Source organism: Rhizobium sp. Root482 (assembly GCF_001426565.1).
GTDB lineage: Bacteria > Pseudomonadota > Alphaproteobacteria > Rhizobiales > Rhizobiaceae > Pararhizobium.
The window spans coordinates 304,266-328,275 of the sequence record NZ_LMFA01000022.1 but is presented as its reverse complement, the minus strand read 5'-3'; the positions used below and the strand labels follow the sequence as shown (position 1 = coordinate 328,275).

Annotated in this window: 25 protein-coding genes; 5 read left to right on the top strand and 20 right to left on the bottom strand. The window is 63.3% G+C overall.

The window, feature by feature from the left end; genetic code table 11:
- Positions 1-192 precede the first annotated feature (192 nt).
- The 6 genes from ASD31_RS17555 to pcaD form a co-directional block, all read right to left on the bottom strand.
- Complete coding sequence (locus ASD31_RS17555; RefSeq protein ID WP_056336626.1) at positions 193-1,365, bottom strand: ABC transporter substrate-binding protein; 1,173 nt, start codon at positions 1,363-1,365, stop codon at positions 193-195.
- 124 nt (positions 1,366-1,489) lie between these two features.
- Complete coding sequence (locus ASD31_RS17550) at positions 1,490-2,545, bottom strand: 3-carboxy-cis,cis-muconate cycloisomerase (RefSeq protein WP_056336623.1); 1,056 nt, start codon at positions 2,543-2,545, stop codon at positions 1,490-1,492.
- A gap of 82 nt (positions 2,546-2,627) precedes the next feature.
- Positions 2,628-3,242, bottom strand: coding sequence for a protocatechuate 3,4-dioxygenase subunit alpha (gene pcaG / locus ASD31_RS17545; RefSeq protein WP_056336618.1), 615 nt, complete (start codon positions 3,240-3,242; stop codon positions 2,628-2,630).
- Complete coding sequence (pcaH, locus tag ASD31_RS17540; protein ID WP_056336615.1) at positions 3,242-3,991, bottom strand: protocatechuate 3,4-dioxygenase subunit beta; 750 nt, start codon at positions 3,989-3,991, stop codon at positions 3,242-3,244. Before pcaH ends, pcaG begins: the two co-directional genes overlap by 1 nt.
- A gap of 7 nt (positions 3,992-3,998) precedes the next feature.
- On the bottom strand, positions 3,999-4,418 hold the full coding sequence (gene pcaC, locus ASD31_RS17535) for a 4-carboxymuconolactone decarboxylase (RefSeq protein WP_156392700.1): 420 nt from the start codon (positions 4,416-4,418) through the stop codon (positions 3,999-4,001).
- A complete protein-coding gene (gene pcaD / locus ASD31_RS17530; protein WP_056336610.1) occupies positions 4,396-5,208 on the bottom strand; it encodes a 3-oxoadipate enol-lactonase in 813 nt (270 codons plus the stop codon). The genes pcaC and pcaD overlap by 23 nt, the downstream gene beginning before the upstream one ends.
- A 95-nt stretch (positions 5,209-5,303) precedes the next feature.
- Between pcaD and pcaQ the strand changes: the two genes are divergently transcribed.
- A complete protein-coding gene (gene pcaQ / locus ASD31_RS17525) occupies positions 5,304-6,230 on the top strand; it encodes a pca operon transcription factor PcaQ (protein WP_056337236.1) in 927 nt (308 codons plus the stop codon).
- On the opposite strand, the gene ASD31_RS17520 is transcribed toward pcaQ, so the two are convergent.
- Together ASD31_RS17520 and pobA are read right to left on the bottom strand one after the other, a co-directional pair.
- Positions 6,231-6,632, bottom strand: a complete 402-nt coding sequence (locus ASD31_RS17520; RefSeq protein WP_056336607.1) for an OsmC family protein — start codon at positions 6,630-6,632, stop codon at positions 6,231-6,233.
- A 71-nt stretch (positions 6,633-6,703) separates the two neighbouring features.
- Positions 6,704-7,876, bottom strand: coding sequence for a 4-hydroxybenzoate 3-monooxygenase (gene pobA / locus ASD31_RS17515; protein WP_056336605.1), 1,173 nt, complete (start codon positions 7,874-7,876; stop codon positions 6,704-6,706).
- A 113-nt stretch (positions 7,877-7,989) separates the two neighbouring features.
- On the opposite strand from pobA, the gene ASD31_RS17510 reads away from it, so the two are divergent.
- Entirely contained in the window at positions 7,990-8,895 is a 906-nt protein-coding gene (locus tag ASD31_RS17510; RefSeq protein WP_156392699.1) for a helix-turn-helix domain-containing protein, read from the top strand.
- Here ASD31_RS17510 and ASD31_RS17505 read toward each other — a convergent pair.
- Positions 8,880-9,542 (bottom strand): sulfite oxidase-like oxidoreductase, encoded by a 663-nt coding sequence (locus ASD31_RS17505; protein ID WP_056336602.1) that lies wholly within the window; start codon positions 9,540-9,542, stop codon positions 8,880-8,882. The two genes, ASD31_RS17510 and ASD31_RS17505, sit on opposite strands and share 16 nt — an antisense overlap.
- A gap of 85 nt (positions 9,543-9,627) precedes the next feature.
- The gene (locus ASD31_RS17500) at positions 9,628-10,383 is read right to left on the bottom strand and encodes an IclR family transcriptional regulator (protein ID WP_056336599.1); all 756 of its coding nucleotides are present in this window, start codon (positions 10,381-10,383) and stop codon (positions 9,628-9,630) included.
- Positions 10,384-10,538: 155 nt separating this feature from the next.
- Between ASD31_RS17500 and ASD31_RS17495 the strand changes: the two genes are divergently transcribed.
- Genes ASD31_RS17495 through pcaF form a run of 3 tightly spaced genes read left to right on the top strand, consistent with a single transcriptional unit; the run spans position 10,539 to position 13,405 of the window.
- Positions 10,539-11,399: a CoA transferase subunit A gene (locus ASD31_RS17495; RefSeq protein ID WP_056336595.1), complete on the top strand. Its 861-nt coding sequence runs from the start codon at positions 10,539-10,541 to the stop codon at positions 11,397-11,399.
- 10 nt (positions 11,400-11,409) lie between these two features.
- A complete protein-coding gene (locus ASD31_RS17490; protein ID WP_056336592.1) occupies positions 11,410-12,198 on the top strand; it encodes a CoA-transferase subunit beta in 789 nt (262 codons plus the stop codon).
- A 1-nt stretch (position 12,199) separates the two neighbouring features.
- Positions 12,200-13,405: a 3-oxoadipyl-CoA thiolase gene (gene pcaF / locus ASD31_RS17485; protein ID WP_056336589.1), complete on the top strand. Its 1,206-nt coding sequence runs from the start codon at positions 12,200-12,202 to the stop codon at positions 13,403-13,405.
- Between the two features lie 10 nt (positions 13,406-13,415).
- On the opposite strand, the gene ASD31_RS17480 is transcribed toward pcaF, so the two are convergent.
- The 10 genes from ASD31_RS17480 to ASD31_RS17435 all read right to left on the bottom strand — a co-directional run bounded on the left by ASD31_RS17480 (position 13,416) and on the right by ASD31_RS17435 (position 23,901).
- Positions 13,416-15,377, bottom strand: a complete 1,962-nt coding sequence (locus ASD31_RS17480; protein WP_056336585.1) for a 3-hydroxyacyl-CoA dehydrogenase NAD-binding domain-containing protein — start codon at positions 15,375-15,377, stop codon at positions 13,416-13,418.
- Positions 15,378-15,779 carry a RidA family protein gene (locus ASD31_RS17475; RefSeq protein ID WP_056336581.1) on the bottom strand — a complete coding sequence of 134 codons (402 nt, stop codon included), beginning with the start codon at positions 15,777-15,779 and terminating at the stop codon, positions 15,378-15,380. It lies immediately after the preceding gene.
- Positions 15,772-16,188 (bottom strand): acyl-CoA thioesterase, encoded by a 417-nt coding sequence (locus ASD31_RS17470; RefSeq protein WP_056336578.1) that lies wholly within the window; start codon positions 16,186-16,188, stop codon positions 15,772-15,774. Before ASD31_RS17470 ends, ASD31_RS17475 begins: the two co-directional genes overlap by 8 nt.
- Complete coding sequence (locus ASD31_RS17465; protein WP_056336575.1) at positions 16,185-17,393, bottom strand: acyl-CoA dehydrogenase family protein; 1,209 nt, start codon at positions 17,391-17,393, stop codon at positions 16,185-16,187. The genes ASD31_RS17470 and ASD31_RS17465 overlap by 4 nt, the downstream gene beginning before the upstream one ends.
- 3 nt (positions 17,394-17,396) lie before the next feature.
- Positions 17,397-18,245 (bottom strand): enoyl-CoA hydratase family protein, encoded by an 849-nt coding sequence (locus ASD31_RS17460; RefSeq protein ID WP_056336572.1) that lies wholly within the window; start codon positions 18,243-18,245, stop codon positions 17,397-17,399.
- Positions 18,242-19,018, bottom strand: a complete 777-nt coding sequence (locus ASD31_RS17455) for an SDR family NAD(P)-dependent oxidoreductase (RefSeq protein WP_056336569.1) — start codon at positions 19,016-19,018, stop codon at positions 18,242-18,244. The genes ASD31_RS17460 and ASD31_RS17455 overlap by 4 nt, the downstream gene beginning before the upstream one ends.
- Complete coding sequence (locus ASD31_RS17450) at positions 19,015-21,345, bottom strand: bifunctional salicylyl-CoA 5-hydroxylase/oxidoreductase (RefSeq protein WP_056336566.1); 2,331 nt, start codon at positions 21,343-21,345, stop codon at positions 19,015-19,017. The genes ASD31_RS17455 and ASD31_RS17450 overlap by 4 nt, the downstream gene beginning before the upstream one ends.
- A gap of 177 nt (positions 21,346-21,522) precedes the next feature.
- Entirely contained in the window at positions 21,523-22,053 is a 531-nt protein-coding gene (locus ASD31_RS17445; RefSeq protein ID WP_056336562.1) for a MarR family winged helix-turn-helix transcriptional regulator, read from the bottom strand.
- Positions 22,054-22,156: 103 nt separating this feature from the next.
- The gene (locus ASD31_RS17440) at positions 22,157-23,125 is read right to left on the bottom strand and encodes a pyridoxal-phosphate dependent enzyme (RefSeq protein WP_056336559.1); all 969 of its coding nucleotides are present in this window, start codon (positions 23,123-23,125) and stop codon (positions 22,157-22,159) included.
- On the bottom strand, positions 23,122-23,901 hold the full coding sequence (locus tag ASD31_RS17435; RefSeq protein ID WP_056337229.1) for a GntR family transcriptional regulator: 780 nt from the start codon (positions 23,899-23,901) through the stop codon (positions 23,122-23,124). Before ASD31_RS17435 ends, ASD31_RS17440 begins: the two co-directional genes overlap by 4 nt.
- Between the last annotated feature and the right edge of the window lie 109 nt (positions 23,902-24,010).

The following is a 24,010-nucleotide window of genomic DNA, read 5'->3' as shown; positions in this document are numbered from 1 at the left end:
TGACGGCGAATAAAGGATGGCGGAGAATAGACGACGTCGGAGAGTATGGGGAGTGCAGGACGACAAGGGACTGCCTGCCGCGAAGGTTCCTCCTGTCACAGCGTGTCGAACATCCCGTCACACACCCGCCGTCGTCATCCTCGGGCTTGACCCGAGGATCCCCTCCCATATTCGCCCGCCTTCACGGTGCCCTTACTTCGCCGCTTCCAGCCCCGGGTCGCCCTGCTTCTCGAAAGTCTGGATTTCCTTGTTGTAATAGGTGCCGTCTTCCGCCTTGGCGACTTCGCGCAGATAGATATTCTGCGTGATGTGGCGGCTTTCGGCATCGATCGTCACCGGGCCGCGCGGGCTTTCCCAGGAGAGACCCTTGACGGCCTCGACCGCCTTGGCCGCATCCTGCTCGCCGCCGGTAGCCTCGATCATCTTGTAGATGACATGCATGCCGTCATAGGCGCCGACAGCCGGGAAGGAAAGCTCGGCCGGATTGCCGATCGCCTTGGAAGCGGCTTCGACGAATGTCTTGTTTTCCGCGGAGTCATGCGAGACGGCGTAGTGGAAGGTGGTCTTGAGGCCGAGTGCCGCTTCGCCCAGCGCCGGCAGGTCGGATTCCTGGGTCAGATCGCCGGGCGCGAAGAATTTGACGCCCGCATCCTTCAATCCGTTCTCGTTGAACGACTTGACGAAGCCGAGCGTCGTCGGGCCGGAGGGCAGGAAGGCAAAAACGCCTTCCGCGCCGGAATCCTTGATCCGCTGCATGATCGGCGAGAAATCATTGGTCTGGAGCGGCATGCGGATGGTCTCCACCACTTCGCCGCCCGCAGCCGTGAAGCCGGCCTTGAAGGCATTTTCGGCATCGACGCCCGGACCGTAATCGCTGACCACCGAAATCACCTTCTTGACGCCCTCGTCGAAGGCGACTTTGGCGATCGGTGTCGAGGTCTGCCAGGTGGTGAAGGATGTGCGCACCACATAGGGGCTCTTGGTGACGATCGCCGAGGTGGCGGCGTTCATGATCACCATCGGCACATTCGCCTGCTCGAGCAGCGGTGTCGCGGCCATGGCATCCGGGGTAAAATAGAATCCGGCGAGATATTGCACGCCTTCCTTGACGACGAGTTCCTGGGAGAGTGCTTTGGACTGGGCCGGGTCGGCCGTCGGCACGTCGCGGTAGATGATCTCGATCGTATCGTCGCCGACCGTCGAACCGTTCAGCGCCATATAGGCATCGATGCCGGCCTTGAAATTCTTGCCCTGCAGGGCGAACGGACCCGAAAAGGGACCAACGACGCCCACCTTGATCGTATCGGCATGCGCGACGCCGCCCATCAGCATGGCGGCAAAGGCCGCAACCGCAAATTTCCTCATAGTTTCCCTCCCTTGTCGGCCGGTCTCAGGCCAGCCTGGCCTTTGTCAGAGTGCCAGATGAAACGGTGATGTAAAATGAAATATGTGCCATATTGCATAACTCTCTGCTTATGTATCGCTTTCCCTATGACGTGCCGAGCGAGCGGATGGAAGCGAGCAACTGCCCGGCCAGCCGCAATGCCGCTCCCGTCGCCACCGTCATTTGCGGCAATACCATCCATTCGAGCGTCCAGGCGCTGCCGGAGCGCTCCTGTTCGTGGACCAGGGCGTGGTGCATGGCGGAGAGTTGCACCGCGTTGAAGCGCGCCAGCGTCACCAGCGTTTCGGCCGCGACGGGGTTTTGCTTGTGTGCCATCGCCGATGACGTGCCGCCACCGACCAGAGCAATCTCGGTGCCCTCCTGCGCCATCAGCGCGACGTCCTGGCCAAGTTTGCCGAGATTGCCGGTGATGAGCGAGAGCAGGCCTGCAAACTCCGCGATCCCGTCGCGCTGGCTGTGCCATTGCGGGCGGTCGGCAAGGCTGAGCTCCGCCGCAAGCCGTGCGCGCACCGCCGGGCCTTTTTCACCAAGCTTGTCCAGGGTTCCGGCGGCTCCGCCGAACTGGACCGCAAGACCGTCTCCGATAAAGGATTGAAGGCGGGCACGGTTGCGTTTCAAGGGGGTGGCCCAGGAAGAGATGCGGTCCGAAACCGTGATCCCGATCGCCGCCTGCATGCGGGTGCGCCCCGTAAGCGGGTTTGCGCCGAATGTTCGGGAAAGTTCGTTCAAGCCCTCTTCAAGCGCCTCGATCCGGCGATCGAAACCTGCCGCCACTGTTTTCAGCCGCAGCATCAGGCCGGTATCGATCACATCCTGGCTGGTGGCTGCGAAATGCACATATTGTCCGTGCTCCGGTCCCACGGCTTCGCGCAATTGCCGCACCAGTTCCGGCACGACGACGCCGTCCCGGCCGACCGCCTGCCGGAGCGCCGCCATGTCGGGCGCGAAATGCAGGACTGCCCAGGCGATCCGCTCGGCCGCCGCAACAGGAACAACCCCTTCATCGCACTCGGCCCGTGCCAGGGCGACCTCGAAACGCAGCATGGCTTCGATCTCGGCCGCGGCGGAAAATTGCGCTGCGGTTTCCTCATCGCCGAGAAGACCGACGAGATAGGGATGATCGAAGGGAGATACGGTCACGGGTCCTCATTTCAATCCGGGTATCGGATGCCAGCACTCATGCCGCATCTTCAAAGGCCAAGACAAGGCGGAATCGACGACCTCAAATATCGAAGAACACCGTTTCCTTCTCGCCCTGAAGATGGATGTCGAAACGGTAGGTCTTTCCGTCGCCCTCGGCAATCAGTGTCGGCACGCGGATACGATGTTCGATGCGCGCCAGCACCGGATCCTCCGCATTGGCGGCCGTCTCGTCTGCGAAATACATCCGGGTATTGAGGCCAAGATTGATTCCGCGCGCGACGATCCAGAACGAGATATGCGGCGCCATTTTGCGACCGTCCCTGAAGGGGACGCGGCCGGGCTTGATCGTCTCGAAACGATAGTCTCCCGTCGTGCCATCGGCGGCCGAGCGCCCCCAGCCCGTGAAATTCGGATCGGCCGAGCCGCGCATTTCGGACGGGCTATTGTAGAGCCCCGCAGCATCCGCCTGCCAGATTTCGATCAGCACATCCTTCATCGGCGTGCCGGTGCCATCAAAGACCTGCCCGGTGACGGTGATGCGCTGCCCGAGCGTATTATCGTTGACCATCGCCGTGCCAAGGTCGTTCTGATAAACGCCGGCGATATCGCAGAAATTCGGGGTCAGGCCGATATGCACATAGGGGCCGGCGGTCTGCGACGGCGTTTCCTTGAGGGTGTCGAGTGATTGCACCATCAATTGCCCTCCAGCCGGTTTTCAAACAGCGTCGAGCGGCGACCGCGCAGCACAATGTCGAACTTGTAGGCGCGCGCATCCATCGGGATCGTATTGCCCCAGTCGAGCGGCGCGATCAACTGCTCGATTGCCGCGCGGTCGGGAATGGTGGCGATGATCGGGCATTTCCAGATCATCGGGTCGCCCTCGAAATACATCTGGGTGATCAGGCGCTGGGCAAAGCCATGGCCGAAGACGGAGAAGTGGATATGGGCCGGGCGCCAGTCATTGACCCCGTTCGGCCAGGGATAGGGGCCGGGCTTGACCGTGCGGAACGCATAAGTGCCGTCCTCGCCGGTGATCGCACGGCCGCAACCGCCGAAATTAGGGTCAAGCGGCGCCAGATAGCTTTCCTTCTTGTGGCGGTAACGCCCGCCGGCATTGGCCTGCCAGAATTCCAGCAATGCGCCTGGAACGGGGCGTGCGCGCTCGTCCAGCACCCGGCCATGCACGATGATCCGCTCGCCGATCGCGCTTTCGCCGGCGCGGGCGAAATTGTGGATGAGATCGTTGTCGAGCTCGCCGAGGATCGAATGGCCGAAGACCGGGCCGGTGATTTCCGAGAGCGTGCCGTCGAGCGACAGCAGCGCTTTTTGCGGCGAGCGCAGGACCGAGGTCTTGTAGCCCGGCGTATAGGCCGGCGGATGCCAACTGCGGTCGCGGGGAAAGAAGGCGCCCGTCTCGGGCTTCCTGTTGGACATATCGCTCATTCCCGTCTCAACCCATCTTCCCTGCGCCCGTCTCGTCAAAAACCTGCTTGGCGATCTTGATCGCCCGGTTGGCTGCCGGTACGCCGGCATAGATCGCCACATGCAGGAGCGCTTCGGCGATATCCTCGCGGCTCGCGCCGGTGTTTGCGGTCGCCCGGACATGCATCGCCACTTCCTCGTCATGGCCGAGTGCCGCCAGAAGCGCGATCGTCACCATCGAGCGCTCGCGCTTCGACCAGCCAGGGCGCGACCAGACCGTGCCCCAGGCAGCCTCGGTGATCAACTCCTGAAACGGAAAATCGAAATCGGTGATGGCGGATTGTACCCTGTCCACATGGCTGTCGCCGAGCACGGTGCGGCGCGTTGCCATGCCGCGCTCATAAAGAGCGGAAAAATCGTCTGTATCAGCCAATCTGTCGTTCCTCATGCAAGAGCGGTTGGATGAAAGCCCGCAGCAGTTCGGCCAACGCCTCCGGCTGCTCGATGCAGGGAATATGTCCCGCATCGCGGATGATCTCGTAGCCGGCGCCGGGAATGAGCCTTGCCATGGACAGCACCAGATCGGGCGGCGTCGAGCCGTCCTGGTCGCCGACGATGCAGAGCGCCGGCACCGCGATCCTCTTGGCAGCCTCGGTAAAATCCGCATCGCGGATGGCGGCGCAGGTCGCGGCATAGCCTGCGGCCGGCTGGCGCACCAACATATTGCGATAGCCCTGGTAGGCGGTGTTCTCCGGCCGGCGGAAGGCCGGCGTGAACCAGCGTTCCATCACCGTGTCGGCCATGGTCTCGAGCCCGTCCTCTTCGACGGCCGCGATGCGCGCATTCCATGATTCAACTGTGCCGATCCTGTGGGCGGTGTCACAGAGCGCAAGAGCCCGCACCAGATCCGGTCGCGCTGCATAAAGCCCCTGCGCGATCAATCCACCCACGGAAAGGCCGACGATAACGGCCTGTTTGATCGCATAGCTGTCCATCAGCGCGGCGAGATCGCTCACATGGTCGTCGATCGTGTGGGGCATGTGGCCGACATCCGAAAGACCGTGGCCGCGCTTGTCATAGGCCAGGATCGGAAAATCTCCGGCAAGGCGAACGATGACGTCGCGCCAGATGCGGAAATCCGTTCCGAGCGAATTGGAAAAGACCAGCACCGGCCTGTCTGCCGGCCCGCCGATGACCTGGTGATGCAATGCGATGTCGTTGACGCGGGCAAACTGCACGGGAGCCCTCCTGTTGAAGCGGCAGATTATACTTTGATCCGGTTAGGTAAAATGATATTTCATGCCATTTCCTTAACTTCGGGGTTATGTGTTTCGTGATCGACAATCGCATCAAGTTTCGTCATCTACAGACCTTTGTCGAGGTCGCGCGCCAGAAGAGCGTGATGAAGGCGGCCGAGCTGCTGCATGTCAGCCAGCCGGCCGTCACCAAGACGATCCGCGAACTGGAGGAGGTGCTGGGCGTCGCCGTCTTCGAGCGTGACGGACGCGGCATCAGGATCACCCGCTATGGAGACGTGTTTCTGAAACATGCGGGCGCGGCGCTGACGGCACTCCGGCAGGGTTTCGATTCGGTCTCGCAGGAGCGCCATGGCGACGGCTTGCCGATCCGCATCGGGGCGCTGCCGACGGTGTCCACCCGCATCATGCCCCATGCGATGAGCCTGTTCCTCAAGGAGGATACCGGCGCGCGCATCAAGATCGTCACCGGCGAGAATGCCGTTCTGCTGGAACAGTTGCGCGTCGGCGATCTCGACCTGGTCGTCGGCCGGCTGGCCGCGCCCGAGAAGATGACCGGTTTCTCCTTCGAGCATCTCTATTCCGAGCAGGTGGTCTTCTGCGTGCGCGCAGGCCATCCACTGCTCGCCGGCAAGGCGGCGGATTTCTCCAATCTTGGTGCCTATCCGGTGCTGATGCCGACCCGCGCCTCGATCATCCGTCCTTTCGTCGAAAGCTTCCTCATCGCCAACGGGATTGCCCGCCTGCCCATCCAGATCGAGACGGTTTCGGATGCCTTCGGCCGCGCCTTCGTGCGCGCAAGCGATGCGATCTGGATCATTTCGGCCGGCGTTGTGGCAAGCGACATTGCCGATGGCATGCTCGTGACGCTGCCGATCGACACCAGCGGGACGAGCGGACCGGTCGGTCTCACCATGCGAACCGACGCCGTGCCTTCGATGCCGCTGTCGATCCTGATGCAAACGATCCGTGAAGCGGCCGGAAAGGTGCCGCAGCATACCTGATCAGCAGTGGATGGAAACGGCCAGACCCGCGCGCAACGAGTTCGCGACCGTGCAGACCGCCTGCGCTTTCTCGATCACATGCCGCGGATCCGAGCCGTCGAGCGTGTCACATTCCACGCGCATCGAAGCTGCGGTCGCGACAAGCGGGGTGCCGCCGAGCTCAACGGTCACGGTAATCGCGATGCGTCCGAGCGGTACGCCGATTTCGTGCGATACATAGCGAAGATCGTTGCAGAAGCAGCCGCCGAGCGCCAGTCCGAGAAGTTGGGCGCCATTGAAGCCGAGGCCGGCGCCCCCGGCTTTGCCCTCGGGCCGATCGATGACGATGGTGTGGCCGCCAGCCCAACCCATCGCCGCTTCCGTTCCTTCGACATTGCGCAATTCGACCGAGACAGCAACCATGCGACCCTCCATCTGCCAGCAATTCGTCGGACTATAGACGATTTCACAATGATGTTGCTTGGCCCGGGGGGTTAATAGGGCAGGCCGACATAGTTTTCCGCGAGTACCGTTTCCGCCGCGCGGGAATGGGTGAGGTAGTCCAGCTCCGCTTCCTGGATCTTCTGGTCGAAATCGCCGCTATCGGGAAAGCGGTGCAGCATCGTGGTCATCCACCACGAGAAGCGGACGGCTTTCCAGACGCGAGACAGCGCCCGCTCCGAATAGGCGTCGATACCGGCATTCGAGCGATCGTGATAATATTCGGCAAGGCCCGAATACAGGTAGTGGACGTCGCTTGCCGCGAGATTCAGGCCCTTGGCGCCGGTGGGCGGCACGATATGGGCTGCGTCACCGACAAGGAAAAGCCGGCCGAACCGCATCGGCTCGGCAACGAAGGAGCGAAGCGGCGCGATGGATTTTTCGAAGGACGGCCCGGTCACCATGGCCTCGGCATGGTGGGCGGGAAGCCGGCGGCGCAACTCGTCCCAGAATCGCTCGTCGGACCATGCCTCGATTTTTTCGTCGAGCGCACATTGGACATAATAGCGGCTGCGGGTTTTCGAGCGCATGGAACAGAGCGCAAAACCGCGCGGATGATTGGCATAGACCAGTTCGTCGCTCACCGGCGGCACCTCGGCCAGAATACCGAGCCAGCCGAAGGGATAGATGCGCTCGAAAGTCCGGATAGCGCCCGTTGGAACTGCCTTGCGGCTGGCCCCGTGAAATCCGTCGCAGCCGGCGATGAAGTCGCAATCCAGGTGGTGTGTCGCGCCATCCTTTTCAAAGGTGATGAAGGGTGTCGCGCCATCAAATCCCTGCGGCATGACATTTGCCGCCTCGTAGACCGCCGGTGTGCCATCCGCGGCGCGCCGTTCCATCAGGTCGCGCGTCAGCTCGGTCTGGCCATAGACCATGACGCGCTTGCCGCCTGTGAGATCGGTTAGATCGATGCGATGATCGCGGCCGTCGAAAGCCAGTGAAAATCCGTCATGCGGCAGGCCCTCGGCGTGCATGCGCGCGCCGACCCCGGCCCGATCCATCAAGCCGACGGTGCCTTCCTCCAGCACGCCGGCGCGGACGCGGCCAAGAATATGATCCTTGCTCGACCGGTCGAGGATGACATTGTCGATCCCGGCATTGCTGAGTAATTGTCCAAGCAGCAGGCCGGAGGGGCCAGATCCGATGATGGCGATTTGGGTGCGCATGAACACTCCGGACAATTGCGTTTCGGCAATTCTGTGCGGCGGCGCGAGCTGCGGCAATGGACAGATCGGCCAAAAAATTGCACAAATCGAACATCAGCATTCCGGAGCGGATGGTGCAGAACGACGTCCCGACCTATGATCTCTATGGCGAGAGAAGTGCCAGCAGCCCGAATTTCTGGCTGCATTGCGAAACCATTCCCTCGCGCAGCAGCCTGCATCATTGGGAAATCGGCCTACACCGGCACGAAAGCTTCTTTCAACTTTTGTACATTTCGGACGGCTCCGGAGATGCCGTCTTCGGCAGGGAGATCCTTGCGATCCGTCCCGGCTCGGTGGTCACGGTGCCGCCTGGCTTTGGCCACGGCTTTCGCTTTTCGCAGGATATTGATGGCTTCGTCATCACCCTCCTTTCATCGCATCTGCGCGTCGTGCCCGGCGGGCGCAGCCGTCTCGGCATCTTTCTTGCCGCACCGCGCGTGACGGTTCTTGATCCCGACGACGCCGATGCGCGCCATGTCGACGAAACCCTGAAACGGCTCGGTGCCGAATGGCTGTCGCGCCAGAGCGGTCGCACCGATCTGATGGAGGCCTATCTCACGACCGCGCTGACGCTGACGGCACGGCTTTGGGGTGGCTACGGGGATGAGGAGCGGATCGGTGGCGCAAACGAGCGGCGCGTCGAGCGGTTGAATGCGTTGGTCCACCAGCATTTCCGCTCGCACAGGCCGGCCGCCTTCTATGCCGCCGAACTTGGCCTGTCACCGACGCATCTGAACCGGATTGTTCGCGCCGTCACCGGACAGGGCGCCCATGACTTCATCGCCCGCAAGCTGATGGAGGAGGCGCGGCGTGAACTCGCGCTGACGACGGCGACCATAAAGGACATCGCATACCGTCTCGGATTTTCCGATGCGGCCTATTTCACCCGTGTCTTCGCCCGCCGGACCGGCATGACACCGAAGGCCTGGCGGGCGGCCGAGCGGGAAAAGACTGTCCGCCAGGCTCAGTCGTCCGAATAGCGCTCTTCGGTCCAGGGATCGCCGCGCATATGGTAGCCGTTGCGCTCCCAGAAGCCGGCGGCATCACCCGGCATGAATTCGATGCGGCTGATCCATTTGGCACTTTTCCAGAAATAGAGATGCGGCACGACGAGGCGGACCGGGCCGCCATGTTCGGTTGTAATCGGCGCACCATCCCAGTGAGTTGCAAGAAGCGCATCCTCGGCGGCGAAATCGGACAGCGGCAGGTTGGTCGTATAGCCGTCGGAACTCGTCAGCATGACGAACCGCGCCTCCTGCCTCGGCATGACATGGTCGAGCAGGTCCCGGGTCGAAACGCCCTGCCATCTGTTGTCGTAGCGCGACCAGGTGGTTACGCAGTGGATATCCGACAGTTTTTCGGCCTGTGGCAGGTCGTTGAAGGTTTTCCAGGTGAGCGTCACCGGGTTTTCGACGCCGGCGCGGATATCGAGCCGCCAGGCGTCCAGCGAAATGACGGGTTGCTGGCCAAGGTCGAGCACCGGCCAGTTCTTCACCAGATGCTGGCCGGGCGGAAGACGGTCGGCTTCGGGGCGCGCCGTCTTGCCGGTCAGGAACTTGCCCTGTTCCGCCCAGCGGCGCTTCGACAGGGTCAGCTTGGTTTCCGGTGTCTCGTCGGCGCTGCTCATCTCTGTCTCCTTGCTGCCCTGTTCCTTGCTGCATTGCAGCGGATTAGACGCCCCCGCTGCCTGTGCTGTCAAGAAATCGGATGGATCACACCAGCACTTTGCGCAGTGCCGCCTGTACCTCGCGCAACGCCGGCAGATAGCGTTCGGGCATATCCGCGGCGGGCACCAGCGCAGCCGGCGCGCCGATATTGAGCGCCGCCACGACGCGGCCGCGGGCATTTTCCAGCGGTACGGCGATCGAGCAGAGGCCGATCTCCAGTTCTTGGTCGATCACGGCATAACCATCCGTTCGCACGCGGGCGAGCACGGCCATCAGTCTGTCCGGATCGGTGATGGTGTTGATGGTATTGGCCTTCAGTTCCGAGGCGTCGATGAGGTCACGCGCCTCGGCATCCGGCAAGGCCGCTAAAAGGACCCTGCCCATCGAGGCGCAGTAGGCCGGCAGGCGCGAGCCGGCCATGAGGTTGATCGACATGACGCGGCGTTGCGCGGCGCGGGCGACATAGACGATCTCGGCGCCATCGAGCACGGACGCCGAAGCGCTCTGCCCGACTTTCTCCGACAGGGCGTCGAGACTGGGTTGGATGAGGCGCGGCAGCGGTGTCGCCGAGAGATAGGCATGGCCAAGCCGCAGGATACGCGGCGTCAATTGGAAGAATTTTCCGTCATAGTCCGCATAGTCGAGTTCATGGAGCGTCAGCAGGCAGCGCCGCGCGGTGGCGCGGTCGAGCCCGGTGATCGCGGCAATATCGGTGATCGTCAGTCGCGGATGTGCTTCCCCGAAGGCTTCTATCACCTTCAGCCCCTTGGCGAATCCGCCGATGAAATCCGTTTCCCGCATTTCTCCATCCTGATGCTGGAGAGATTTTGTGCGATAATTGAACAAATGTCAATTATCGCACAAATTGTTTGACGAACCTGCGCGCCTGCCGCTTACTCGCATCAAGGTGCGGCTGACTTGCCTTATATGAACAGCACCACGACAGGAGGGCCGTCATGGCAGCCAGGATCATTTCGCTTGCGGAGGCCATCGCAGACAATCTGAGGGACGGCGATACGCTCGCCATGGAGGGGTTCACCCATCTCATTCCCTATGCCGCCGCGCACGAGATCATCCGGCAGGGGCGGAAGGATCTTTTCCTCATCCGCATGACGCCGGACCTCATCTATGATCAGCTCATCGGTGTCGGCGCGGCGCGTGGCATGAAGTTTTCCTGGGGCGGCAATCCCGGCGTCGGCTCGCTACACCGGTTCCGCGATGCCGTCGAGAACCAGTGGCCGCGACCGCTGGACATCGAGGAGCATTCCCATGCCGCCATGGCCAATGCCTATGAGGCGGGCGCCGCCAATCTGCCTTTCGCCATGCTGCGCGGCTATATCGGCGCCGACCTGCCGAAGGTGAACCCGAATATCAGATCGGTCACTTGTCCCTTTACTGGCGAAGTGTTGGCAGCCGTGCCCGCGATCCGGCCCGATGTCTCGGTGATCCACGCGTTGCGTGCCGACCGCAAGGGCAATGTGCTGCTGGAAGGGATCGTCGGCGTGCAGAAGGAGGCGGTGCTTGCGGCCAAGCGATCGATCGTCACCGTCGAGGAGATCGTCGACGAGCTCAATCCGCCCTCGCCGAATTCCGTCGTCCTGCCGGGCTGGGCCATCAGCGCCGTCTGCCATGTCCCGGGTGGCGCCTTTCCGTCCTACGCGCACGGCTATTATCCGCGTTCCAATGCCTTCTATATCGCCTGGGACGAGATCGCCCGCGACCGCGATCGTTTCAACGACTGGATCAGGGACAATGTGATGAACGCGACGCCGGAGGACTTCGCCAAATATGCGAAGACGCCGGCGAAGATTGCGTGAGGAGATGAGCATGAGCCAGGATTTCACGCCGACCGAAATGATGATCATCGCCGCCGCGCGGGCGCTGATCAATGACGATGTCTGCTTCGTGGGCATCGGCGCACCATCGGCCGCCTGCAATGTCGCGCGGCTGACGCATGCACCGGATATCACCCTGATCTACGAAAGCGGCACGATCGGCACGCGGCCCGACGTGCTGCCGCTGTCGATCGGCGACGGCGAACTCTGCGACACCGCGCTGTTTACCGTCCCGGTGCCGGAAATGTTCCGCTACTGGCTGCAGGGCGGCCGCATCACCACCGGCTTCCTTGGCGGCGCCCAGATCGACAGGTTCGCCAATCTCAACACCACCGTCGTCGGCCCCTATGACAATCCGAAAGTGCGGCTTCCGGGGGGCGGCGGCGCGCCGGAGATCGCCTCCAGCTGCGGCCGCATCTTCATCACCATGGCGCTTTCGAAGCGCGGATTCGTTGACAAGCTGCCCTTCATCACGTCAATGGGCCATGGCGAAGGCGGCAATCACCGCGAACGGTTGGGCATGAAGACGGCCGGCCCCACGCGGGTCGTCACCGACCTGTGCATCCTGGAGCCGGACCCGGAGACGAAGGAACTGACGGTCACCTCGATCCACAGCGGCGTCACCCGCGACCAGATCGTCGAGAATTGCGGCTGGCCGATCCGCTTCGCCGCGGAAATCGTGGGAACCCCGGTTCCCACCGAAAGCGAACTGACGGTGCTGCGCGACATCAACGCCCGCACCAGGAAAGCCCATTCGGGCGACGGCAAAGAGGCTGCCTGACATGACCGAAGCGTTTATCTGCGATTATATCCGCACTCCGATCGGCCGGTTCGGCGGCGCTCTTTCTCTGGTGCGCACCGATGATCTTGGCGCGGTGCCGTTGAAAGCGCTGATGGCGCGCAATGGCTCCATCGACTGGGAAGCCGTGGATGACGTGATCTTCGGCTGCGCCAACCAGGCGGGCGAGGACAATCGCAACGTGGCGCGCATGTCGTCGCTGCTGTCCGGCCTGCCCGTGTCGGTCTCCGGCACGACTGTCAACCGCCTCTGCGGCTCCGGCATGGACGCGGTCATCATGGCTGCCCGCGCTATCAAGGCGGGCGAAGCGGAATTGATGATGGCCGGTGGCGTCGAGAGCATGAGCCGCGCCCCCTTCGTCATGCCCAAGGCCGAGACCGCCTTTTCGCGAAATGCCGAGATCTACGACAGCACCATCGGCTGGCGCTTCGTCAACCCGGTGATGAAAAAGCAATATGGCGTGGATTCCATGCCGGAGACCGGCGAAAACGTTGCGGCAGACTTCGACATATCCCGCGAGGACCAGGACCGCTTTGCTGTCCGAAGCCAGGCAAGGGCAGCGGCAGCGCAGGAGAATGGGAGGCTGGCGCAGGAGATCGTGCCAGTGTTCATCCCCCAGCGCAAGGGCGAGCCGGTGATCGTCGAGAAGGACGAGCATCCGCGCGCAACGACGCTGGAAGCGCTTGCCAAGCTCGGCACGCCCTTCAGGAAGGAAGGCGGCACGGTGACCGCCGGCAATGCCTCCGGCGTCAATGATGGGGCCGCGGCGCTGATCGTCGCTTCCGAAGCGGCGGTGAAGAAATACGGGCTGACGCCGATCGCCCGCATTCTCGGCGGTGCTGCGACCGGCATCGCGCCGCGCATCATGGGCTTCGGCCCGGCACCGGCGACGAAGAAGCTCTGTACTCGCCTCGGCCTGACGCCGTCGGATTTCGATGTCATCGAGCTCAACGAGGCCTTTGCATCGCAGGCCTTGGCGACGCTGCGCGATCTCGGCATCGCCGACGATGCGGCCCATGTCAACGTCAATGGCGGCGCCATCGCGCTCGGCCATCCGCTCGGCATGTCCGGCGCCCGCATCACCGGTTCGGCGGCGCTCGAACTGAAGCTCACCGGCAAGAAGCGCGCGCTCGCCACCATGTGCATCGGCGTCGGCCAGGGCATCGCTATCGCGCTGGAGCGCGCCTGAGCTCCGTGGATTACCGGCTGGCCGAAAACATCGGACCGCCCTTGTGGGCCGGAAAGCCGTAGCCGTTGATCATCACCAGGTCGATATCGCTGGAGCGAATAGCGATGCCCTCGGCGAGAAGCGCGGCGCCTTCGTCCGCCATTGCCTTTAGCAGGCGGGTGACGATCTCTTCGTCGGTAAAAGCGCGCGGTACAATATTCTTGGCAGCTCGCGCCGCCTCGATCAGCGCCGTGACCTGCGGATCGACGGCGCGCTCGCCGCTGGAATAATCGTACCAGCCACGTCCCGCCTTGCGTCCCAGGCGCCCGGCCTCGCACAAACGGTCGGCGGTCTCGATATAGCGCGCATCGGGATCGCGGGACGCTGCCTGCCGCTTGCGCCTTGCCCAGGCGATTTCCAGTCCCGCCATGTCGTTGACGGCGAAAATGCCCATCGGGAAGCCATAGGCCTCAAGGGCGGCGTCCACCTGTTCCGGCGCGGCGCCATCCTCGACCATGAACTCCGCCTCGCGGCGATAGGCCGAAAAGATGCGGTTGCCGATAAAACCTTCGGTAACGCCGCAGACGATCGGCAGCTTGCCGAGGCGCTTGGCGAAGGCGAGCGCGCCTGCAAGAACCTGTGGTTCCGTCGCCTTGCAATCGACCACCTCGACCAGCCGCATGATATGGGCGGGCGAGAAGAAATGCAGGCCGACGACGCGTTCGGGACGGGCCGTCCGGGCGGCGATCAGATCGGGATCGAGATAGCTGGTATTGGTGGCGAGGATTGCGTCCTTGCGGACAATGCCGTCCAGCTTTTGAAACAGGCCGGTCTTGACGTCGAGATCGTCGAATACGGCTTCGATGACGAGATCGGCGGCTGCAAGTTCGCTGGTATCGGCGGTCACGGTCAGTCGCGCCAGGCAATCGTCGCGCATCGCGGGTGCCAGGCGCTTCGATTGCACCGATTTTTCGAGGATGCCGGCAATCCGTTCACGGCCCTGCTCGGCAGCTTCGTTCGTCTGTTCGACGCCGATGACGCGGTAGCCGGTGGTCAGCGCGGCAACGGCAATGCCAGCGCCCATGAGGCCGGTGCCGACGATCCCCACGGTCTCGATTTTGCGCGGCGTGACGCCGTCCAGCTTTTCGACCTTGCCGGCTGAGCGTTCCGCGAAGAAGACGTGGCGAAGCGCCGCCGATTCTTCCGAATCTCGAAGACGCAGGAAGGTGGCGCGCTCGTCGGTTAACCCCGTTTCCAGATTGTTATGCGCGGCAGCAGTGATAAGGCGAACGGCCTCGGCCGGCGCTGCCTGGCCCCGCGCTTTCGACAGGATTTTCCTGGTTGCGGTATCGACCGCCGCCTGTTCCGCTACCGGGACCGGGAGCATGCCGGTGCGGCGCAGCGGCTGTCCGGCCATGGTGCGGACGAGGGGCAAGGCAGCGTCGAGGGGATCGGCAGCCATGTCGTCGGCCAAGCCGAGTTCAAGCGCTTCGGCGGGTTTGACAGTGCGGCCGCTGCCGATCAGGTCGATCGCTTGGGGCAGGCCTATCAGGCGCGGCAGGCGCTGAGTGCCGCCGGCGCCTGGAACGATGCCGAGCTTGACCTCCGGCAGGCCGAAGCCCGCTTTTTCGCCGGCGATCCGGCCATGGCAGGCAAGCGCGATCTCGCACCCGCCTCCCAAGGCGGCGCCATTCACAGCGGCGACCACGGGCTTTGCGAAATTCTCGATGCGCTCGATAATTTCGGGCAGCGAGGGTTCCACCGGCGGCTTGCCGAATTCGGTGATATCGGCGCCGCCGATGAAGATGCGTCCTGCTCCGGTGATGACGACGCCGGTTATGGCCTCAAGCGTGGCGGCATGGTCGAGCGCTTCAGTCAGGCCCTGTCGGACATGGGCCGAGAGGGCGTTGACCGGCGGATTGTCGATGCTGACGAGGAGAACGTCGTCTTCAATCTTGCCCGATACGCTCGTGGAAAATGCCAGCGCATCCATCTAGGCTTGTTCCGGGATGACCGCTGTGGCCTGGATCTCGATCTTGGCGCGCTCCTCGACCAGGGCCACGACCTGCATGGCGGCCATGGCCGGAAAGTGCCGGCCGATAATGTCGCGATAGGCCTGGCCGATGCCGCGCAGGTTTTCGGTATATTCCTTCCTGTCGGTGAAATACCAGGTCATCGAGGTGATGTGCTGAGGCTCGCCGCCGCCGCTCCTCAAAACCGCAACCACGTTTTCCAGCGTCTGGCGCACCTGGGCGACGAAGTCGTCGGTTTCGAACTGGCAGTTGCCGTTCCAGCCGATCTGCCCGCCGATAAAGATCGTGCGGCCGCTCGCCGCAACACCGTTGGCATAGCCGAGCGGCTTTACCCAGCCCTCGGGTTGCAGGATTTCATGCATTGGCAGTCTCCAGACGGGTTTCGAGCGCGGCGCGGAGATCGTCCGGCCAGGCGAGCGATGTATGGGTTTCAAGCGAGGTCGCAACGACCCGGTGGCGGGCAGTCCACAGCAATTGTCCGGCGGCCGAGACCTCGTGTTCGAGATCGAGCGAAGACCGGCCGACGCCGCGCACGCTGAGCGCAAAGTCCAACTGGTCGCCATGAAAGCCGGGACGGACGAAGGTCAGGTCGAGCCGCACCGTCGGGGTGCCGATCCGTCGGTCGGTATTCAACATCTTCCAAGGCGCGCCGATCTCGGCAAAAAATTCCTCCAGCACGCCGACGAGGGTGTTCACATAGGACGGGAAATAGGCGATGCCGGAGGGATCGCAATCCCCAAAGCGCAGCGGCCGGCTGGTGCGGAAACTCATGACGACGCCCTTTCTTTGGCGGCTTTCATCAGTTCGCGGCCGATGATGAGCTTCTGCACCTCGGTGGCGCCCTCATAGATGCGCAGCGCCCGGATCTCGCGATAGAGCCGCTCGGTGATTTCGCCGACGCGCACGCCGCGACCGCCAAAAAGCTGCAGCGCCTGGTCAATCACCCATTGGGCATTTTCCGTCGCCGTCATCTTCGCCATCGCGGCTTCGCGCGTGGTCGGCAGTTTCTGCACGTCGCGCCGCCAGGCCGTCCGGGCTGTCAAAAGTGCTGCGGCATCGATTGCCGTCGCCATCTCGCCGAGCGTGCCTTGCGCGGTCGGCAGGTCGGCAAGCGTTGCGCCGAACATGTTTCGCGATCTGGCGTGAGCGACGGCCTCGTCCAGCGCCCGGCGCGCGAAGCCGAGTGCCGCGGCTGCCACGGAAGGGCGGAAGATGTCGAGCGTGCGCATGGCGATCTTAAAACCTTCGCCCGGCGAACCAAGGAGCTGCGACGCCGGAATGCGGCAGGCATCGAAGCGGATGCGGGCGAGCGGATGCGGCGCGATGGTCTCGATGCGCTCGACGACCGAGAAGCCGGGCGTATCGGCAAAGACGACGAAGGCGGAGATGCCGCGCGTGCCGGGGGCCTCGCCGGTGCGGGCAAAGAGCGTGTAGACATCGGCAATGCCGCCATTGGAAATGAAGGTCTTTTCGCCGTCGAGCACATAGTCGTCGCCGTCGCGGCGGGCCGAGCATGCCATGGCAGCGACATCCGATCCGGCCTCCGGTTCGGTGAGCGCGAAGGCGGAAATCAGCTCGCCCCTGGCAACTGCCGGCAGGATGCGGTGCTTGAGGTCGGCCGAGCCCGAAAGGCTGACGGCGCCGGTGCCGAGGCCCTGCATGGCGAAGGCAAAGTCCGCGAGGCCGTCCGCATAGGCCAGTGTTTCGCGGATGAGACAGAGCGAGCGGCTGTCGATGTCCTCAGCCGCGCCGCCGAATTCCGCCGGAACGCAATGGCGCAGGATGCCGGCAGTGCCGAGCATTCGCACCAGTGCCCGGCAGGCCGCGTCGGTATCGGCATGATCGATCCCGTCAAGACTGCCAGCGGCGACAAAAGCGTCGAGCTCGACGGCGAGCGCCCGGTGGCTGTCGGCGAAGAACGGCCAGTCGAGATGGTCGCGGCTTGGAGTGCCCGCCGGCGTCGAATGGGAAGCCATGGCTCAATCCCCCTTGAAGACCGGCCTGGTCTTGGCGGCAAAGGCTTCGAAGGCTCGACGGAAATCGCCGGTCGCCATGCAGATCGCCTGGGCCTGCGCTTCCGATTCGATCAACTGGTCGATGCCCATCGCCCATTCCTGGTCGAGCATCTTCTTGGTCATCGCATGGGCGAACCATGGGCCGTCGGCGATATCGCCAGCGAATTTTTGGGCAGCTTCGAGCAGCGCCGGACGCTCGTGCAGGGCATTGTAGAAGCCCCAGGCATGGCCTTCATGTGCAGTCATGACGCGGCCGGTAAAGAGAAGCTCGGCGGCGCGGCCCTGACCGATGATGCGCGGAAGAATGCCGCAGGCGCCCATGTCGGCGCCGGCAAGGCCGACGCGATTGAACAGGAACGCCGTACGGGCCTCGGGCGTCGCGATGCGATAATCCGCCGACATGGCAAGGATGGCGCCGGCGCCGGCGCAGATACCATCGACGGCGGCGATGATCGGCTGCGGGCAGGCCCGTATCTGGCGCACCAGGTCGCCGGTCATGCGGGTGAAGTCGATGAGGTCGGGCATCGCCATCCGCGTCAGCGGCTCGATGATCTCGAACACGTCGCCACCGGAAGAGAAATTATGCTCCGCGCCGGTGAGCACCACGGCGCGGACATCGCTGGCGCGGTGAAGCGAACGGAAGAGATCGGTGAGCTCTTCATAGCTTTCGAAGGTCAGCGGATTCTTCTTCTCAGGCCGGTTCAGCGTGATCGTGGCGACGCGGCCGACGGCATCGGTTTCGAACAGGAAATGTTTCGGCCGGTGATCCTTGAACGGACGCTTCTTGTCCTGCATCGGGTTGGTCATCGTCATCCTCCCAAAACTTCGCCGCCGGCGACCGGGATCGCCTGGCCGGTGATCGCCGTTGCCTTTTTCGACGCGAGCCAGAGCACGGTGTCGGCCACTTCCTGCGGGGTGACCAGCCGCCCTTGCGGATTGGCGCGGGCGAGACTAGCGCGCGCCTCCTCCGGCGAACGGCCGGTCTTGCCGCTGATGGTCTCGACCGCGCCGTCGATCAGCGGCGTGTCTGTGAAGCCCGGGCAGACGGCGTTCACGGTCACGTCGCTGCGGGCAAGTTCCAGCGCCAGCGCCCGGGTCAGGCCGATCACGCCGTGCTTGGAGGCGCAATAGGCCGACACATAGGGATAGCCGGTGAGGCCCGCCGTGCTGGCGATATTGACGATCCGGCCCTTGCCGGCGCGCCTGACCGATGGAAGGGCAGCCTGGGTGACGAGGAATGTGCCGGTGAGGTTGATGCCGATCACCCGGTTCCACAGGGCAAGATCGGTTTTCTCGAACGTCGCTGACGGTGCCTCGCCGGCGCAATTGACCAGCACGGTGATATCGCCAGCCTCGGACACGGCCTTGGCGATACCGGTCTCGATCGATTGCACATCGGTGACGTCGAATCCCGACAGCACGAATGCCGTGCCGCCCGCGGCCACGATCTCGGCCTTGACCGCGTCGAGCGGAGCGGCGCGCCGGCCGCAGAGGCTGACGGACAGGCCGGACGATGCCAGCGCAAGGGCAATGGCCCTGCCGATACCGCTGCCGGCGCCAGTCACGAGGGCGTGGCGCATCGTCATGGCTTGCTCGTCGGGTTGCCGGCCGCCGCGGCGCGTACGAGATTGTTCACATATTGCGCCCTGGCCGAGTGGTACTGTTTCGGCCATTCCTGCTCGTCGTAGCCGATCCTTGCCGCCTCATGCATGACGAAGGAGGGGTCGGCCAGATGCGGACGGGCAACGGCGCAGAGATCGGCGCGGCCGGCGGCGATGATAGAATTGGCGTGGTCGGCCTCCGAAATCGCGCCGACGGCGATTGTGGGCACCTGGATCTCGTTGCGGATCTTGTCGGAGAAGGGCGTCTGGAACAGGCGGCCATAGACCGGCTGCTCTTCCTTCACCACCTGGCCCGACGAGCAATCGATCAGATCTGCCCCGGCCTCCTTGAACATCCTGGCGAAGATCGCCGCATCTTCCGGCGTATTGCCGCCCTCATGCCAGTCATGGGTCGACAGGCGCACCGAGATCGGCTTGTCTTCGGGCCAGACGGCGCGGATGGCGCGGAACACTTCGAGCGGATAGCGGGCGCGGTTCTCATGGCTGCCGCCATACTCGTCGTCGCGCCGGTTGGTCAGCGGCGACAGGAAGCTCGACAGAAGATAGCCGTGAGCGGCGTGCAGTTCCAGAATATCGAAGCCGAGGTCACGGGCGCGTTTGGTGGCGCTGACGAAATCGGCAAGCACCCCGTCCATGTCCTCGCGTGTCATGGCGCGCGGCGTGTCGGAATGCTTGAGATAGGGCAGGGCGGAGGCCGAAATCAGTGGCCAGGCACCTTCGGTCAAAGGCTGGTCTATGCCCTCCCAGGCCAGTTTCGTGGCGCCCTTGCGGCCGGCATGGCCGAGCTGGATGCCGATTTTCGCCGGGGTCTGCCGATGCACGAAATCGACGATGCGCTTGAAGGCGGAAGCCTGCTCGTCGTTCCACAGTCCAAGGCATCCGAGCGTGATGCGGGCATCGGGCGAGACGCAGGTCATTTCCGGGAAGACAAGGGCTGCGCCACCCATGGCGCGGGCGCCGAGATGGACGAGGTGGAAATCGTCGGGCACGCCGTCGGTGGCCGAATACATCGCCATCGGCGAAACGACCATGCGATTCTTCAGGGTCAGGCTGCGGATCGTGAACGGCGTGAACATGGGTGGCGGCACCGAGCCGTTCGGCGACGGATCGACGCCGGCGCGCTCGGCGAACCAGCGCTCGTAACCTTCCAGCCAGGTCTTGTCGCGCAGGCGCAGATTCTCGTGGCTGATGCGCTGCGAGCGGGTCAGCATCGAATACATAAACTGTTCGGGTTCCAGCGTATCGGCATAGCGCGTACCGACAACCTCGAACCATTCCATGGCGTTGCGCGCCGCATTCTGGATGCGGGCGACATCGACGCGGCGCACCTCTTCATAGGCATCGAGCACGGCCGGGATGTTTTCCTTGTCGTGGCCGATCAGATCGAACTGGCGGGTCAGCTCGATCGCGTCGTCGATGGCGAGCTTGGTGCCGGAGCCGATGGCGAAATGGGCGGTATGGGCGCTGTCGCCCATCAGGACGACATGGCTGCGGCCGTTGAAATGGCTCCATTTTTCGCAGATCAGCCGGCCGAAATTCAACCAAGCGGAGCCGCGCAGATGGCGAGCATTGGTCATCAGCCTATGGCCATCAAGCGTCCCGGCAAACAGTTTTTCGCAGAAGGCGATGGACTGGTCCTGGTCCATCTCGCCGATGCCGTGCGCCTTGAAGACGTCGTCGGTGGTCTCGACGATGAAGGTCGAGGTATTGTCGTCGAAGCGGTAGATATGGGCCTGGAACCAGCCATGCTCGGTCTTCTGGAAATCGAAGGTGAAGGCGTCGAAACGCTTGTCTGTGCCGAGCCAGATGAAGCGGTTCGGCCGCATCACCATGTCGGGTTTGAACACATCGGCATATTTCTGGCGGATGCGCGAATTGACGCCATCGGCGGAGATGATGAGATCGGCGTCCGGAAATTCCTCGTCGCCGGTGACCTCGCGCTCGAAGACCATCTCGACGCCAAGCTCGATACAGCGGTCCTGCAGGATATTGAGCATCTTCTTGCGGCCGATACCGACGAAACCATGTCCTGAGGTGCGGATCTTGCGGCCCTTGAAAACAAGTTCGATATCGTCCCAATGGTTGAAGGCGTCTTCGATCGTCGCGGCCGTGGCCGGATCCCATTGGCGCATCGCCTGCATGGTGGCGTCGGAAAAGACCACACCCCAGCCGAATGTATCGAAGGGGCGGTTGCGCTCGACCACGGTGACGTGATGCCCGGGATGCTGCTTCTTCATCAAGAGCGCAAAATAGAGACCGGCCGGCCCGCCACCGATACAGACAATCCGCATGCCGTTTCCTCCGCAATTGCGTGAGATCGGTAGCGCCCGATCCTGAGCTGGAGGGCAACATGAACCCGTTTCCAAAAAACTTCAAGCTTAAAGTTATTTTGGGATGCGCAGGCCCTTCCGCTCGTGGAACTCCCCTACGGAGGAGAATTTCAGCAATGAAGCGAGAAATTGACGATGTCAGCCGCCCCGGGCAAGCGAGGCCACGATCGAGCCCTTGAGTCTGGCAAGCTCGTCCATCAGGACGGTGCTATCGGCAGCCTCGAGGCGACCGAACAGATCGGCGATCCAGTCGGCATGCGCGGCGGCCATCTTTTCGAACTCGGCGCGGCCGAAGGGCGTCAGTGCGATGATCTGCACGCGCCGGTCGGTCGGCGAAGTGGTGCGGCTTATATGGCCGCTTTCGGCAAGGCGCTCGACGAGAACGCTGATATTTCCGGGAGAAACCATCATGCGCTTGGAAACTTCGCCGAGAACCATGCCGTCCCTGGCACGCTCCAACTGGGCCATCAGGTCGAAGCGGGGCAGGGTGCTGTCGAACTCCTCGCGCAGCCGGCGCCGCACTTCGGTTTCCACCAGCGTCGTGCAGGTCAACAGGCGCAGCCATAGGCGCAGTTCGGCGCCGTGATCGCCGGGGGCTTCGAGCACCTTGGTCTCGCCGTCCACCCATTCGGCCGCAATGCCCTTCCTGTCGTCCTCGTCGCCCGTCATCTGTCACTCTTCCTCGCTGGCGGCAGGCCCGGACACGCGCCGGGTCGCCCCGCGTGTTGTAGTGCCCTTCCGCCGGCTTGGACAAGACCCCGCGGGCGGCCGTTCAGGGTTTCGGAATCTGCCCGGCCAGCACCTGGGCATAGGCTGCAGCGTCGATATTGCCACCGGATATGACGCAGACCACATTGCCGGTGGCATGCTCGCTGGCAAGAGCGGCGGCAAACGAGGCCGCCCCGGCTCCTTCGGCGACGATCTTCCCCTTGGCAAACAGAAGCCGCATCGCCTCGGTCACCTGTTCCAGGCTGAGGGTGACGGCTCCATCGATCAGTTCGCGCACCACAGGCCATAATTGCGGCACCAGCGACGGGCCGCCGATGCTCTTGATGAAGGACGGGCGCGTCTCGATTTCGACGATGCGGCCGGCTGCCAGCGCGGCCGTGACCGGGGCGGCATTCTCGTCCTCGACCGCGAAGACTTTTGCATTGGGTCGCAAGGATTTGACGGCGCTGGCCACCCCGCAGGTCATGCCGCCGCCGCCATAGGGGGTGAAGAGAACATCGATCTCGGGCAAATCCTCGACGATCTCCAGGCCGATAGTGCCATTTCCGCAAAGCACGGCCTGGTCGGTGACCGGGTTGATCAGCAGTTCGGGTGCCTGCGGCCGGGCGGCGCCGATAATGTACTGCCACCAGGTTTCCATCGAGATGAACCGCACCTCGCCGCCGAGACGGCGGACACCGTCGATCTTGGTCTGCGGCGCGCCCTCGTACATATAGGCCGCCATCGGAATGCCGAGCCTGTTGGCCGCCCAGGCCATGCCATAGGCCATGTTGCCGGAACTGATCGTGGCGACGCCGTTTTCCAGTGCTTCTGGGTTTCGCGAAAGCAGCGCGTTCAAGGCCGGCCGGAGCTTGAAGGCACCGATCGGCGACAGGGTTTCCAGTTTTAGGAATATCTGCCGGTCGGGAAGGCCAAGATCGAGGCGGATGAGCGGTGTGCGGCCCATATATCCTGACAATCGTTCGCCCGCGGCCTCGATCTCTTCCAGCGATGGGCGAAACGGCAGGATCATTCGGCGGCAGGCCTTGCCTTGAGACTGCCGGTACGGGCGGTCCGGCGCTTTTCACCATAATCCTTGCTGTGGACATAGACATGCAGCGTATAGCCGATATGGGCGGTCATCAGTGCTTCTGCCCGTTCCATGTCGCGATCGAGCGCGGCTTCCATCAGTGCCGTATGATGCTCCAGCGCCATGGCCTCGCGCAGCGCCGCCACGGCCTCCTCATAGCCATCCGTCATACCGGCTGCGGCGCGCAATGTCGGCGCGAGACCGAGGAAGCGGTGATGGCGGCGAAGCTGGTCCGAGATCGTCGAACGAAAGCGCAGAAGCCAGCGCGAGGTCGAGGCGCTGAGAAGCGCGTCATGAAAGGCCTCGTGCATCTCGTCCCAGGCATCGACCGCCTCGTCGGACGGGTCGTCGGCAGCGATCTTGCAGCGCGACAGGCGATAATGCGCGGTGACGACGGCGGCCTCCCAGTCGCTGCCGCCCTTTTCCATCGATTCCCGCAGAAGCGGAAGCTCGACGACCATGCGGCTGCGCGCCAGATCCTCGAGCTCATCACGCGAGACGGGGGCAACCGCAAAGCCGCGATTGCTGATGGCCGTGACCAGCCGCTCAGCCTCGAGCCGCGACAGTGCCTCGCGCAGCGGTGTCCAGCCGACACCATAGTTGGTGCGCAATGCACTGAGCTTGAGCGGCGCGCCGGGCATGAGCCGCGTCGTCAGGATATCACGCCGCAGTAGTCGATAGGCGGCTTCGGTCTTCGTGAATGTTTCGTCGGTGCTCATCATTCATCCGTCAGGTGCAATGCAAAATTATATATCATCGGCGGCCGTGGCAAGAATTATATATAATATTGACAGTGATGGGCGCGCTCGTCATGATCCTCGTCAAGCT

What these genes read in the sequence shown, in the direction of transcription:
- ASD31_RS17555 (WP_056336626.1), bottom strand. Translation starts at nt 1,365, where the DNA reads ATGAGGAAATTTGCGGTTGCGGCCTTTGCCGCCATGCTGATGGGCGGC.
- pcaG (WP_056336618.1), bottom strand. Translation starts at nt 3,242, where the DNA reads ATGGTGCAATCACTCGACACCCTCAAGGAAACGCCGTCGCAGACCGCC.
- pcaH (WP_056336615.1), bottom strand. Translation starts at nt 3,991, where the DNA reads ATGAGCGATATGTCCAACAGGAAGCCCGAGACGGGCGCCTTCTTTCCC.
- pcaC (WP_156392700.1), bottom strand. Translation starts at nt 4,418, where the DNA reads ATGAGGAACGACAGATTGGCTGATACAGACGATTTTTCCGCTCTTTAT.
- ASD31_RS17520 (WP_056336607.1), bottom strand. Translation starts at nt 6,632, where the DNA reads ATGGTTGCTGTCTCGGTCGAATTGCGCAATGTCGAAGGAACGGAAGCG.
- pobA (WP_056336605.1), bottom strand. Translation starts at nt 7,876, where the DNA reads ATGCGCACCCAAATCGCCATCATCGGATCTGGCCCCTCCGGCCTGCTG.
- ASD31_RS17505 (WP_056336602.1), bottom strand. Translation starts at nt 9,542, where the DNA reads ATGAGCAGCGCCGACGAGACACCGGAAACCAAGCTGACCCTGTCGAAG.
- ASD31_RS17500 (WP_056336599.1), bottom strand. Translation starts at nt 10,383, where the DNA reads ATGCGGGAAACGGATTTCATCGGCGGATTCGCCAAGGGGCTGAAGGTG.
- ASD31_RS17495 (WP_056336595.1), top strand. Translation starts at nt 10,539, where the DNA reads ATGGCAGCCAGGATCATTTCGCTTGCGGAGGCCATCGCAGACAATCTG.
- ASD31_RS17490 (WP_056336592.1), top strand. Translation starts at nt 11,410, where the DNA reads ATGAGCCAGGATTTCACGCCGACCGAAATGATGATCATCGCCGCCGCG.
- pcaF (WP_056336589.1), top strand. Translation starts at nt 12,200, where the DNA reads ATGACCGAAGCGTTTATCTGCGATTATATCCGCACTCCGATCGGCCGG.
- ASD31_RS17480 (WP_056336585.1), bottom strand. Translation starts at nt 15,377, where the DNA reads ATGGATGCGCTGGCATTTTCCACGAGCGTATCGGGCAAGATTGAAGAC.
- ASD31_RS17475 (WP_056336581.1), bottom strand. Translation starts at nt 15,779, where the DNA reads ATGCATGAAATCCTGCAACCCGAGGGCTGGGTAAAGCCGCTCGGCTAT.
- ASD31_RS17470 (WP_056336578.1), bottom strand. Translation starts at nt 16,188, where the DNA reads ATGAGTTTCCGCACCAGCCGGCCGCTGCGCTTTGGGGATTGCGATCCC.
- ASD31_RS17465 (WP_056336575.1), bottom strand. Translation starts at nt 17,393, where the DNA reads ATGGCTTCCCATTCGACGCCGGCGGGCACTCCAAGCCGCGACCATCTC.
- ASD31_RS17460 (WP_056336572.1), bottom strand. Translation starts at nt 18,245, where the DNA reads ATGACGATGACCAACCCGATGCAGGACAAGAAGCGTCCGTTCAAGGAT.
- ASD31_RS17455 (WP_056336569.1), bottom strand. Translation starts at nt 19,018, where the DNA reads ATGACGATGCGCCACGCCCTCGTGACTGGCGCCGGCAGCGGTATCGGC.
- ASD31_RS17450 (WP_056336566.1), bottom strand. Translation starts at nt 21,345, where the DNA reads ATGCGGATTGTCTGTATCGGTGGCGGGCCGGCCGGTCTCTATTTTGCG.
- ASD31_RS17445 (WP_056336562.1), bottom strand. Translation starts at nt 22,053, where the DNA reads ATGACGGGCGACGAGGACGACAGGAAGGGCATTGCGGCCGAATGGGTG.
- ASD31_RS17440 (WP_056336559.1), bottom strand. Translation starts at nt 23,125, where the DNA reads ATGATCCTGCCGTTTCGCCCATCGCTGGAAGAGATCGAGGCCGCGGGC.
- ASD31_RS17435 (WP_056337229.1), bottom strand. Translation starts at nt 23,901, where the DNA reads ATGAGCACCGACGAAACATTCACGAAGACCGAAGCCGCCTATCGACTA.